The sequence below is a fragment of the Psychrobacter sp. FME5 genome, assembly GCF_014861375.1.
Taxonomy (GTDB): Bacteria; Pseudomonadota; Gammaproteobacteria; order Pseudomonadales; family Moraxellaceae; genus Psychrobacter.
The window spans coordinates 1-13,333 of the sequence record NZ_RRYX01000084.1 but is presented as its reverse complement, the minus strand read 5'-3'; the positions used below and the strand labels follow the sequence as shown (position 1 = coordinate 13,333).

The 13,333-nt window shown below is 40.3% G+C and carries 11 protein-coding genes; 4 read left to right on the top strand and 7 right to left on the bottom strand.

Annotation, left to right across the window (positions count from 1 at the left end; all coding sequences use genetic code 11):
• Positions 1-98: 98 nt before the first annotated feature.
• The 5 genes from EI161_RS10605 to EI161_RS10585 form a co-directional block, all read right to left on the bottom strand.
• Positions 99-839, bottom strand: coding sequence for a HEPN domain-containing protein (locus EI161_RS10605; RefSeq protein WP_192529533.1), 741 nt, complete (start codon positions 837-839; stop codon positions 99-101).
• Positions 840-899: 60 nt separating this feature from the next.
• The gene (locus EI161_RS10600) at positions 900-4,001 is read right to left on the bottom strand and encodes an HsdR family type I site-specific deoxyribonuclease (RefSeq protein ID WP_225735344.1); all 3,102 of its coding nucleotides are present in this window, start codon (positions 3,999-4,001) and stop codon (positions 900-902) included.
• Positions 3,994-5,256, bottom strand: coding sequence for a restriction endonuclease subunit S (locus EI161_RS10595; protein WP_192529532.1), 1,263 nt, complete (start codon positions 5,254-5,256; stop codon positions 3,994-3,996). Before EI161_RS10595 ends, EI161_RS10600 begins: the two co-directional genes overlap by 8 nt.
• On the bottom strand, positions 5,253-6,794 hold the full coding sequence (locus tag EI161_RS10590; RefSeq protein WP_192529531.1) for a type I restriction-modification system subunit M: 1,542 nt from the start codon (positions 6,792-6,794) through the stop codon (positions 5,253-5,255). Before EI161_RS10590 ends, EI161_RS10595 begins: the two co-directional genes overlap by 4 nt.
• A 66-nt stretch (positions 6,795-6,860) precedes the next feature.
• Entirely contained in the window at positions 6,861-7,313 is a 453-nt protein-coding gene (locus tag EI161_RS10585; RefSeq protein WP_192529530.1) for a hypothetical protein, read from the bottom strand.
• Positions 7,314-7,597: 284 nt separating this feature from the next.
• Between EI161_RS10585 and EI161_RS10580 the strand changes: the two genes are divergently transcribed.
• Complete coding sequence (locus EI161_RS10580; protein ID WP_192529529.1) at positions 7,598-9,763, top strand: MobA/MobL family protein; 2,166 nt, start codon at positions 7,598-7,600, stop codon at positions 9,761-9,763.
• Between the two features lie 444 nt (positions 9,764-10,207).
• Positions 10,208-11,143 (top strand): replication initiation protein, encoded by a 936-nt coding sequence (locus EI161_RS10575; protein WP_068406583.1) that lies wholly within the window; start codon positions 10,208-10,210, stop codon positions 11,141-11,143.
• 24 nt (positions 11,144-11,167) lie between these two features.
• On the opposite strand, the gene EI161_RS10570 is transcribed toward EI161_RS10575, so the two are convergent.
• Positions 11,168-11,674, bottom strand: a complete 507-nt coding sequence (locus EI161_RS10570) for a hypothetical protein (RefSeq protein WP_192529528.1) — start codon at positions 11,672-11,674, stop codon at positions 11,168-11,170.
• Positions 11,675-11,894: 220 nt separating this feature from the next.
• Between EI161_RS10570 and EI161_RS10565 the strand changes: the two genes are divergently transcribed.
• A complete protein-coding gene (locus EI161_RS10565) occupies positions 11,895-12,170 on the top strand; it encodes an excalibur calcium-binding domain-containing protein (RefSeq protein WP_225735343.1) in 276 nt (91 codons plus the stop codon).
• Positions 12,155-12,553 (top strand): hypothetical protein, encoded by a 399-nt coding sequence (locus tag EI161_RS10560; protein WP_225735342.1) that lies wholly within the window; start codon positions 12,155-12,157, stop codon positions 12,551-12,553. The genes EI161_RS10565 and EI161_RS10560 overlap by 16 nt, the downstream gene beginning before the upstream one ends.
• A gap of 124 nt (positions 12,554-12,677) precedes the next feature.
• On the opposite strand, the gene EI161_RS10555 is transcribed toward EI161_RS10560, so the two are convergent.
• Positions 12,678-13,052, bottom strand: coding sequence for a hypothetical protein (locus EI161_RS10555; RefSeq protein ID WP_192529527.1), 375 nt, complete (start codon positions 13,050-13,052; stop codon positions 12,678-12,680).
• Positions 13,053-13,333 lie beyond the last annotated feature (281 nt).

The following is a 13,333-nucleotide window of genomic DNA, read 5'->3' as shown; positions in this document are numbered from 1 at the left end:
ACGTTACTTTAATCAAAACCTCTTATCAGGTGTCCTAAATTAGTTGACCACTACAAAGGGAACTGCCTGGCTTACCTTAAGATAGTCCAAATGAGATGTTACTTTGGTAAATTAAACTCATTACTATAAGCCTTGCAAACCTCACCCTCTATACGAATATAGTCTTTTGCTAATTTAAACAACTCAGGATTTTCAAAGAATACCGAGTTGTAAGCTGTAATATTTTGCCTTATTGAAATGGTAGATCTTTTTCTAGTTGAGAAAAAGGCATTTTGATATATTAAAGCCTCTCGTGCTGGATGCTCCTTATCATTTAAAATTCGTTCTAAAACACCTCCATTTAATATAATTCTCTGAATACTCTTGATTTCATTCTCACTATTCTTATTGGCCAGCTCTAAAATCTGTGACTTTCTTTCTTCTTTATCAAAACTAAATTGTTGGCAGTATCGTCTAATTTCATGGACAGATTTATCTAAAAGCACTATATCAGAGCCTTTCGAAACATTACTTACACTCATATATCTATACTTAGCTGTTTCATCTAGCCTTTTAATAAAATCTTTAACGTCAGTAGATAGGTTGAGGCTTAAGCCAACATACTCTTCGAATTTAGTTATTAATGGATTAATTTTGTGACCTGATTTTATTACCTCTTTTCCGTTAGCCAACAGCATACATTTAGAGTATTTTTCAAGACAATGTAAAGAAGACCACAGGAATTGAGGTGTCAATTTGTTTTGATAAGCAAGTCTTGCATGGATATAGTCTTGATCCGCGGTATCTCTAAAGCACTGCACTGCAATTCTATACAAACCTTGTTTTTCGTTTTCGTCCATAGTTACAACCTCAAAATTGATATATTCGTGCTTACAAAGGGTTTACTACAATGTAGCCCTTTAAACCCTCCCACCCACGCCTTTAAACTTCTCAACAAAAGCCGAAATTTTCTGGAAAACGCTTTGCTTCTTGGTGAGATACTGTGGATTAAGAGGGCTTAGCTTAGGTAGGACCTCATTTAGCTCCGTACCATTCTCACTGGCGTATTCACGCTTTAAAGATGCCGTTATATAACGCTTAGCTGCCTCTTCATTAAGATTTTCAGCAACAATCATATCTTGGGCTTCACGCTGCTGCTCTATTTGAGCAAAATTAAAGAAGGCCTCAATGATGCTGGATTTATCAGGGATGTTATCTAGGTTGGTTTTATTGATGAAATCTACCACCAGGCTTTCTTTGGCACGATTACCAAGGCTTGCTCGAATCACTCTGCGCACTTCTTCAACTAAGGCAGACTTATCCTTGGTATTCTTGTTATGCTCAAAAATCAGCTCAAGGATGTAATCAAGGTTAATCTCTTGAGACTTAAGAAGATCCACCTCAAAAACCACTTCATCCCAGTCAAGCGAGGACTCGCTTTGATCCTTGGCGGCTTTTTCACGGCGCAGCCAATCACGTATGTCGTTATACGTTGATCGATAGTCTTGTACTTCTCGTTCAGCAGGTACATCGATACTTTGCATGGCAGCAAGATCTTCATCCGTCAAATAGTGCTCAGCTTTGAATGTCTCAACTGCTTCAGCATCAGTAATATCTATGCTTTGAAGCGCTTTTAGGCTTGCGAACTCATCATAGTTTTGTAAGATGTTCTCGACACGTAAGTACTCACCAAATAACTTAGCAAAGTCCTTTTTGTCCGCCTCTTTGACAATCTCATCAGGGTTAGGGAAACGTTGCTGCAGCTCCTTAATCACCTCCAAATAGCCTCGTCGTGCTTTGCCTGTCGCAATATCAGTAAAGCCTTCTAGATACTCCCTATAGCTTTTTTCTAACACGACGTTCTTAGTGTTTCTATCCCCAAATAAGGTGATGGCATCAATGGTCGCTTGCTCTAAGTCACGAAACGTCACGATGTTACCAAAGGTCTTAGTGGCATCATAAATGCGGTTAGTACGTGAGAACGCTTGCATCAGACCGTGATAACGCAGGTTTTTATCAACATAGAGCGTGTTTAAGGTCGGCGCATCAAAACCTGTGAGGAACATACCGACAACAATCAGTAAGTCCACATCCTGCTTAATAACGCGTCCTGCAAGATCACGGTAGTAGTTTTGAAAAGACTTACTGTCTACGCCGTAATTGGTCTTAAACATCTCGTTGTAATCATGAATAGCACGGCTTAGAAACTCTTTGGCACTGCTATTCATGGCGGTAGGCTCAAAACCTTCGTCGGCAATGTCACCGATTGCGTCTTGTTCTTCATTGGCAGCATAAGAAAAGATAGTGGCAATCTTTAAGGGTCTCTCGCTGTCCTTTTGTAGCTGACTTAAGGCTTCATAGTAAGCCTTTGCCGCATCCACACTACTGACGGCAAACATGGCATTAAAGCCTTTACCACTTCCTTTTAAGCGATGGGTTTTTTGCCTAAAGCTTTTTAAAACGTACTTTGAGATCTCTTCAATACGATCAGGGTGTAATAACAGCTGCTTGTTTTCAGCAGCTGTGAGTTTCTTCTCATCCTGCTCGCTCTCAATGGCTTGAAACTGTGGGCGTACGTCATTGTAGTCCACCTTAAACTTCAAAACCTTCTCATCACGAATGGCATCAGTGATAACGTATGAATGCAGCTCATGACCAAACACACTGGCCGTCGTCTCTGCACCCAAGGCATTCTCGGGGAAGATAGGAGTGCCTGTAAAACCAAACTGGTAGTACTTTTTAAACTTCTTTTTTAAGTTCTTTTGTGCTTCACCAAACTGGCTACGGTGTGCCTCATCAAAGATAAACACCACTTGTTTATTATAAATGGGTAAATCAGCCTCACCTTTGATCAGGTTATTTAGCTTTTGAATGGTAGTGACAACAATTTTATTATCGTCTTTTTCAAGGTTGCGCTTGAGTCCTGCGGTACTGTCAGAGCCGTTAACGCTATCAGGGGAGAAGCGCTGGTACTCTTTCATGGTTTGATAATCAAGATCCTTACGATCCACCACAAAAAACACCTTATCAATAAAAGGCAGCGACGTTGCTAAGCGGGCAGCTTTAAAGCTGGTTAAGGTTTTACCTGAGCCTGTGGTATGCCAAATATAGCCGCCACTCTCAAGAGTGCTCCACTTCTTGGCTTGATAAGCACTGTTTATCTTCCATAAGATGCGCTCAGTAGCGGCAATCTGATACGGACGCATCACCAATGAGGTATTACTCACATCAAAGACGGTGTAATGCATCAGCACGTTTAATAGGGTATTTTTTTGAAAGAAGGTCGCGGTAAAATCTTTTAGATCTTTGATTAAAGTATTGTCTGATCGTGCCCAGTTCATGGTGAAATCAAAGCTGTTTTTATTGCGTTTGGTGGTATTGGCAAAGTAACGGGTATCGGTGCCGTTTGAGATCACAAACAGCTGTAGGTATTTATATAAAGAGTTATCGGAGTTAAAGCTCTCTTTGCTATAACGATGTACTTGGTTAAATGCTTCACGAATGGCGATACCACGCTTTTTAAGCTCAATTTGCACAAGTGGCAAGCCATTGACCAAAATAGTCACATCGTAGCGATTGGCTTGTGTGCCTTTTTGGGCAAACTGTTTAATGACCTGTACTTTGTTACGTGGGATGTTTTTTTTATCCAGCAGAGCAATGTTCTGCAGGTGTCCATCATCAAAGGTGAAGTCATAGATGTGGTCATCATGAATCTTTCGAGCTTTGTCCGTGATGTTATCACTAGGATTATCAAGATACTCCATTACAAAGCGCTGCCACTCGGCATCTGTAAACTGCACCTCATTTAGGATCTGCAGCTGTACACGTACGTTAGCAAGCATCGTTTCAGGCGAGTTTAAACCAGGGACAAACTCATATCCCTGGTTTTGTAAGTCTTTAAGTAGTTCACGCTCTAGATCGTCTTCAGTTTGATAGCCCCCATCAGGCTGATCACACTTAGTATATTTATTTAAAACGATAAAATTATTCGATTCAGCAATGGTTTTTTTTTGGTCAATCATGAGCTACTACCTCAGGCTTAGGGAAGCTTAACAACAGATCACGGTAATACTCATATTGCTGCTTACGTAGCTCTATTTCACGCGGGAGACCTTCGGTTAGCGATGTCGTTAAGGTGTCAAATTTATCTAGTATAGAGGCTATACGCTCTTGTTCGTCGATAGGCGGGATAGGAACTGGCAATGCTTTGATAATATCAGAATTTAAATTACTAACTGAGCTGCTATTAATTTTGCTTTCCCAATATTTCTTGACATTTCCTGATGATAAATAGTGGTATAAAAAATCAGGATTTAATTTAGCTTCAAAGTCACTAATTGAAGCCCAACCATCATGAATAGCCCCTTCAATACCAAGAATGTATGGTCTTCCATAACTCATTGAGTTAGACATTATAAAACTACCTTTTTTCAAAACTCTCGATTTTTCTGCCCCTTCAAACGTTATTCTTTGAGCAGTATTATCAACAAATTTTGAACCTAACCTTGTATCTCCAATTTTTATCCAAGGTACACCACTCTTATCATCGGTGACATATTTTGCAATTGGTCGAGGTGAAGCGCCACGCTGTATCTTAGAAACTACCCCTAATGTTTCCCACTCCACTTCATTAAAATTAAAACATTCATCACGATAGTACGCATACTGTTGCTGACGCGCTGTAAGTTCTGCTGTAAGTTCTGCTGTAAGTTCTGCGGTAAGTTCGGTAAACGTATCTAAAACTCGGACGATTTCGGCTTGAACGTTGAGGGGTGGGATGGGGATTTGTAATCTCTTAAATCTTGCTTTCGATATATTAAACCGCGTAACACCACTTGCAGTCTTTATGATTTCTTTACGCATAAAATAACTGCGAAATAAATATTTAGAAAAATGAGGGTTCATTTTTATATTGCTATTAAATCGTACACCAAACGAGAAGCTATTTAGATAAATAGCTTCTTCTAACTCTTGTGTAACAACAGAAGACATACCTGCTTCATCTGGTTTTTCTGATGAACCTGTAAACAAAACATCACCATACTTTACTGCACGCTGATTTTCCATATCTGATATCTTTACTAATTCAAGATTATCTAGATTAACTGCCATGTTAGAAAAAATATTTTTATATGGTATATATGAAGCGTTACCATCTTCAAAATCATTTTTACTCTTGCCAGTGAGACCTCCGTAAACTATGGAAATATCACCTAGTGTTCTCCACTCAACCTCAACCCCATCAAGTAGCTTTTCCATATAACTTAAGTGACTCATGCCTCAATCTCCGCAACGATTTTATCGATATCAGCACGAAGCTTATCAATCTTAGCAACTGTCGTTTTAAGTTTGCTATTTAAAGTTTTAATATCAATAACCTCACGCGTATCTTCTGCCTCTACGTAAGTACTTACCGATAAGTTATAGTCATTTTTAGCAATGGCGCTGTTATCAACACTGGCAGATAAATAATCCGTATCTTCTTTAGTATCAAACAACGTCATGATCTGCTCGATATGCGCATCAGTCAGGACGTTGGTGTTGGTCTCTGACTTAAAAAGCTTTGTGGCATCAATAAACTGCGTCTTACCCTCTGTTTTATGCTTCGATAACACTAAGATATTAACCGAGATACTGGTTCCAAAGAATAAGTTGGGTGCTAGGGATATTACTGTCTCGACATAGTTATTATCTACCAAATACTGACGAATCTTTTGTTCAGCACCGCCGCGATAGAATATTCCAGGGAAGCAAACAATAGCGGCACGTCCCTTACTCGATAAGTAATTTAATGCATGAAGCACAAAAGCAAAATCCGCCTTTGACTTAGGGGCCAATACCCCCGCTGGTGCAAAGCGCTCATCATTAATTAAGGTCGGATCATCACTACCAATCCACTTCACTGAATACGGCGGATTCGAGACAATCGCATCAAAGGGTCTATCCTCCCCAAAATGCGGATCTAGCAGCGTATTACCAAGCTTGATATTAAATTTGTCGTAGTTCACGTTATGTAAAAACATATTCATACGTGCAAGGTTATAGGTGGTGTGGTTAATCTCTTGACCAAAAAACCCCTCGTCAATGATGTGATTATCAAAGTGCTTTTTAGCTTGTAGCAATAAAGAGCCAGAGCCTGCAGCTGGATCGTAGATTTTATTAACCGTCTCTTGTTTGTGCATCGCAATTTGAGCAATCAGTTTAGACACGCTTTGAGGGGTGAAGAACTCACCGCCTGATTTACCCGCATTGGCCGCATAGTTTGAGATCAGATACTCATAAGCATCCCCGAATAAATCAATCTCACTGTCCTCAAATTGATGCAGTTTAAGGCCAGCTACCCCTTTTAGCACCGCAGCTAAACGAGTGTTCTTATCCGCAACAGTATTACCTAATCGGTTGCTGGTGGTATCAAAATCAGCAAACAGACCCTTAATATCAGGCTCAGACGGGTAGCCATTGGCCGAGCTTTCAATCTCTTTAAAAATAGCAGCCAAATCCGTATTTAAGTTCTCATTTCTATGCGCGTTGGCAGCCACATTAGCAAACAGCTGACTTGGGTATATGAAATAACCCTTGGTCTTAATCGCATCGTCTTTAATATCAGCAGTAATCACCTCATCCAAAAGAGCGGCATAATTAACGCTCTCATCCCCCGCTTCAATATAACTAGAGAAGTTCTCACTGATAAAGCGGTAGAACAAAGTCCCCAACACATACTGTTTAAAATCCCACCCATCGACTGAACCACGAACCTCGTTTGCAATTTGCCAAATTTGTCGATGCAGTTCCGCACGTTGTTGGGTACTTGTCATGATAAAAAATCCTGTAAAAAAATAAGAGACTAAAACTTACGCACATTGTGCCTAACTAAAAATACATTATCCACGATAACCGTCATCATGGGGAGGAAATGCATCAGCCTGCGGATCTGAGAATAACTCACGGGTGTCATCATCGGCATAGTCTGTGTTATCAGGTTGCTTATGTTGTCCATGCTCCTGCTCCGCTGGCTGATCATTAGCTTTAACTGCCTCTTCATCTAGGCCAATATCACCCCCCAAGCTTTTCACCATACTTGCAAACAACTCCTTATCTGACTTTCTGGTTAGAAATTGTGGAAAGTTTTTCGCAAAGTAGTTTTGAATAAATTTTTCATCCTCGCTCTCTCCTGCTAATACCTGTCCTAAAAAAGCGCCCATCAATATTTTTTGTTTGTTTAACCGCTTATCAAGCTTTACTTGTTGCAGCTTAGCTTTACGCTTTAACTCCTCTAAGCGTTGACGCTCTTTTAACTCATTGGCTTTTTGATTATCAAAAATAGATACAGACATCATCAATTCCTTTTATTAATATTAACCTAGCATAGCAAGGCGCTAGGCATCATTCAATCATCTATGCTACTCTTTAAGGTAGAATAATTCTAAATCTGATATATTTTATTTTAATGGGTGATGGTGGCGTCCCCCTGACTAAGGGCGAAGTAACGACTCAAAATTTAATCTATTCACTTCGTTACTATTCTTAATTTTGAATCCTTCTTCGTTGGGGAAACCCCAAACCCCACACACCACAAAAAGCGGTGGTGTGCAAAAAGCAAAAATAGCAGGTGACTTTTATGACAATGGTACACATTGCAACAAAGGCGATTTCTCGAAAAGCAGGACAGTCGGCGGTGGCATCTGCGGCCTATCGTGCTGGCGATGTGCTTGATGATGCCAAATATGGCAAGACGCATGACTATAGTAAAAAGTCTGGGGTGATGAGTAGCGATATTGTTTTACCATTTTCGCTAAAGGCGCTGGGTGTGAGTGTGGATCGAGAGACACTTTGGAATACCGCTGAAGCGGCAGAGACACGTTCGGACAGTCGGGTGGCGCGTGAGTGGCTGATTAATTTGCCTCATGAGTTGTCTGAGGAAGAACGCCATTCACTGGCTATCAACTTTGCCCAAAAGCTTTGTGACGATATGGATGTGATTGCGGATGTGTGTATCCATCGTCCGGTGATGAAATTGCCTTTTGATCCTAATGTACCGCCAAGCTCTAAGTATTTGCGTGAGGGTGAGGAAAACCCTGATCCCCGTAATTTTCACGCACATATTTTAGTCACTACTCGAGCGCCTACCATTGGACCAAATAAAACCTTGGCATTTGATCCAAAGCTTAAGACCCCGTTTGAGTGGTCTAATAAAAAACGTAAGGCGCATGATCTGCCGTCATCGATGCAGGAGATTAAGCGTATTCGTGAGATGTGGGTAGATACCGCCAATAAGGTATTGGCCGAATATCATCTACCGCTGATGGATGCGCGCAGTTACAAGGATCAGGGGCTTGATCAGCAGCCCACCATTAAAATGGGAGTAGAGGCGACGGCCATGGAGCGCCGAGGCATCACGACCGAAAAAGGTAATACCAACCGCGCCATCAAAGAGCGCAACAAATTGGTGGCTGACAACCATATCAAACAGGAGGCAGACAATGAGCGACGAATCAAACAATATCGAGACGGACTTGCTTGGGCAACTGAGAAAAATGCAAGACTACCTGGCAGCATTGGAGGCACAAAACAGCGAGCTGATTTTGCAAAACAACTCTCTGGAAGCTCAGAACCTCACATTACGTACTGCACAGAACAAAATAATAGAACGGCAATTCGAGTTGACGACACAAAACGATGCATTGAAAACGCAAAATCAGGCATTGCTTGGGCAGCTAAACGATGCGAAAACCTACCAAAGCGATGTGATGACACAAAACAAAGAATTAATGGCACAGCACAAGCAAATAACAAGCTCACACAAAGAATTGACGACACAAAACAAGCAATTGAGGGAATCACTGAAGCTATCGGAAAGTCAAATATTGAAATTAACAAAGCAACTGAGCGAAGTGCAAGACCAGCCCCCAACCCCTTCGATGACGCAGCACGACGAGCAAGAGCTGCTCGACTTGATCGACAAGAAGGACGCATTGATCGAGACACTCGAGCAAACCGTCACAAAGATGAGAGAATCTTTGAGTATGTTGAACGTATGAAGCTGCACCTAGCCATGCGCTTAATACAACGTCATCGTGATGATATGGCTATCAGGTGGGAACAAGGAGAAACCGCGGCTGACGCCCCTGATAAATTTGATCAGCGGCAAGTGGCACTACTCAACGATTTTGCACAGCACCATGGTATTGAGGACCACGATAAAGCCGTGGAGTTTACCGCGCACTTACGCCAAGTGGCCAAACGTTTTGATCACACGCTGGTTGAAAACAACAAAGTCATTATTAAGCTGTTGCGTGATCCTAACGCTGAACGTGAGCAGTATCTAGCGCTTACCAAGCATTTTATAGATTTCAGAGACAATATCGATCAAAAACGAGCGGCATTTAATACCAGCATCATCGACAAACTGGGCGGTAGCGCAGGAGAGGTTGGCAGAATGACTCGGGACACCATGTCATCGTTCAGCTATATAGAAGAATTAATGGATTACATCAATCAGGATAACTGCCCAGCTGAGGCAAGAGACGTTGCCAAAGAACATCTAGCAGATACCTTGGATAAAACCTGTCAGCAATTCAAACTTGCGTTGCGTGATGTTAACTCCCTACCAACAACCCAGCGTAAAACGTACTCAGAGGCCCTTAAAGCCACTTTAGAGACGTTTACTGAGCAATATGGCAAAGAGCTGCCTGAAAGACAACATAAAGCCCTACAGGACGGTTTAGAGTCCTATCAGTATCAAGTGAGTAGAACTAATACACCTAGCCGAGGATTTAGGCCTTAATCTCATCCTTAAAAAAACGATTACTGAGGGATAAGTTGCTTAGGCAAGATACGTTGTTTAAGTGATGTTTTTTCACTTATCCACAAAAAATTTATTTCCCGTTTCTTTAAGGGTTTTTATTTGATCCTGTTTACTCCTGTTTACTCCTGTTTAAGAGCCTTTTTTCACCTTTAATATCAATAGCTTACAAAGAGAAAAAACAGTAAATGAGCAGAAAAAACAGTAAATGAGCAGAAAAAACAGTAAATGAGCAGAAAAAACAGTAAATGAGCAGAAAAAACAGTAAATGAGCAGAAAAAACAGTAAATGAGCAGAAAAAACAGTAAATGAGCAGAAAAAACAGTCATATATTAAATACTGTTTATTTAACTGTTTATTTAACCGTTTTTGATGTTACCATAGCTTGAATGTTTTTAAAAAAACAGTAAATGAGCAGGATTAAAAATGGAAAATAATTTAGTTGTTCAATCAAACGAGCTGATTTTAGCAACATACACAATGCAAAAAACAGACAAAGAGCTAATGCTAGCGTGTATTAGTCAGATAGACAGCAGACCTGACGCACCAGAAGTAACAAAACAGACTGAATTTAAAGTGTCTGTAGATGATATAAAGTCACTGTTCTTTGGTAAGAAGTCTAAAAACGAGCAGAACGTCTATCGTGATATGGAAAACGCAAGTAAGCGTTTGTATGACGTTGATATTGTAATGAGCTTGCCCGAAAACAAAATACTTCAAACAAGACTTATCAGTAGTATTGTCTATGACCCGGATAACGGAGAAGTTTCTTTATCTTTTGCAGAAAAGATTTTGCCTTATTTGACACAGCTAAGAGCTAATTTTACTAAGTATAAGTTGCTTGAAATCGGCGAGTTATCAAGTATCCACTCAATACGTTTATATGAATTAGTCGTTATGTGGGTTAATCAGTTTCAGTACAGCAAAGATTTTACACTTGAAGAATTTAAGCATGTAATGAATGTCAAAGGTAAATACAAGCAGTTCGGTCATTTGCGACAATTTGTTATTGAAACAGCTATTAACGACATTAACGAGAATACAAACTATAGTGTTAGCGTGGAGTATCAGAAGAAATCGAGAGGTAAGGGATTTAGAGGCTTAAAGCTGAGTTTCCATAAAAAAACATTAGACAAGCTAACGGGTGCAGACGGTGCATTATCGCAAGCAGCCATCCAGTCCATTGTCGATAGCGTGCAGTTTATGAATGACTATAACGATCATCCAAGCCTAAGTTATGACGGCAAAATGCAGACTGACGCATTTAAGCGCGAAATGATTAATATCATACAACGAGAGCCTGAAAGTTTTAACAAGCCCAATAAAGGTTTAGAGAGCTATTTACCAAAGATTAAACACTAATGTTTTTTCAAATATCCGTTAAAGTCAAAAGAACCACCGTTTTTTCTTCTTAGCCGTCGCGACGATTGAATCGTCTTTTTTTTCTTGCTCTTGTTCAAGTGGCGGCTCATCGCTTATTTCAGCTTGCTTAAACTCTAGCAGTCTTACTTGTGCGAAATCATGGATACTGGCGTTGGCTTTATCCAGCGTTTTGTTCAATTGTACTATCTGCTGCTGATAATTCTCTATCAACTTCTTTTGATCGCTTACTTGTTGGCTCAGGTGCTCATTTTTGAGCTTTTCAAGCGCTAATAGGTGTTCAATGTCCGTATTGTACTGAACACTTTGGCTGTTCAGAGGTGTACTTTGAACAGTGTCCACTGAACGTTCAGTACGTTTTTTAGAAATCGGCTCACCGAACACTCGCAACATTTCCGAAACGTCTATTTTCTTGTCTGCCGTTCTAGAAAGCTCACCATCATTGACTTTCTGATAGATCGTGGTTCTTGATACACCCCATTCTTTTGCCGCTTTTGTCACCGATATGTTCATTGTTCACCTAGTGTTCAAGTACGTTTTTAGAGACTGTACAGTACAACTGTCCAGAACGTTCAGTGAACAACTATGGCACTAACCCGTCTATCAGGCAAATTATAAATAATCTGCTGTGTAAATCAGACGTTTAGTTATACAGCACTCACTTTATTGAACAAATATAGGGTATTATTAATACTTGAACGCAGTGTTTTGGATATCAAAAAAAGTAGTTTTTATGAAAAAATTTATTTTAAGTATGGCGTTATCTCTCTTTGCCTTATCTTCTCAGGCAGCAGTTACAGTCACTGATAATCCATTTTATAGTGATATTGAGGTAGAGCATCCGTTGTTTGCTAAAGGTGCTGGCGGCTCTCAATGCAAAGGCTTACCGCGCACTTGTGGGCAGATGGTTAGCTGTGAACAAGCCAAACAAGCACTCAAATGTGGAAATACCAAGCTAGACCGTGATAAGGACGGCGTACCATGCGAATCAATATGTCCAGGTGGTTAATTGCAGTAGCGTCTATCGTTATGATTGGGTGCAGCTCAGGCAATACAGAAGATGATCTGTATGGTTCAGGCTATATCGTAGTGAGTGAGCAGACATGGAGTAAATATTACACAACACCTTATCCGTTTACGGTGCCTGAGGGTGAGATTGCGTGTGCCTCAAATCCTTCCTTTGGTCGTGAGGTGTTTTTTCATCCTAAGGGATACACCGATGAATCTTACGTTGGTATACCGCTTAATAAAGCAGCGGTAGATGGCTTAAAGCTAAGTCGTTTGACGCCAAATGTGCCTTATAGTGTCAAAGAAGGGGCTGACCTTAGTGAGGCCGTACAAATTGGATTGAAGGTCTGTGATGAGCAAGAGGATGAGCTTGCGAATTATTAAGTTCGGTACCCTAGTGAGGACTTGAATCCTAAGCTGTAGCTTAATAGCATCAACGTTTAAACACACTGGAATAGTCACAGTGTACTTCATGGTGTACAAAACATTAAACTATTAGGGTGAGCTATTACCAATAGTCCTGCTCAGCTTTAGTCAGCCAGTCAGCAAAGTCTTCACATATCATATGAAATGGCAAATCACCCAAATCTACTACAACGACTCTTGGATTGCCTGAGGTATCATCACCATCAAAATTTGCTAACCAGTCGCCATTTTGAGCAAATGGCACTAAGTTAAGTCCTTCTATTTTATCATTTCTAAGCCTATAAGATAATTTACTTCCTTCGTTAACAGCGTCCTCAAACCACCAACGAAAGTGATAATCTTTATTATGGTTAACGAGTTTTGGGTTCTCGCTAATTTCTAAATATTTAACTGGATAGATGAATTTAGTAGGCAATAGATCTTTTGGATAAGGATTAAAATTGTCTTGAACTATCATTTTGTTACCTTTGGATCATAAATACTGTCATTAGGGAATTCCATTGACTATACCCTAGCGGAACCAGCTATCTCACCCTTCAAACCTATTAATACACCATTTATAGCAGACTGGTATAATAGAACCACTTATACGGGCCAAAAACGAGCTTGTAGCATTAGCTCAAGAGCATCGGCATAAAATTGCTGCGTTGCTAGTACGTACAAAGCTGATTGTTATCATATTTGGTGGTGTTCTAAAAAGTATGCTGGCATCAGACATAGCCATAATTGACATAGAAT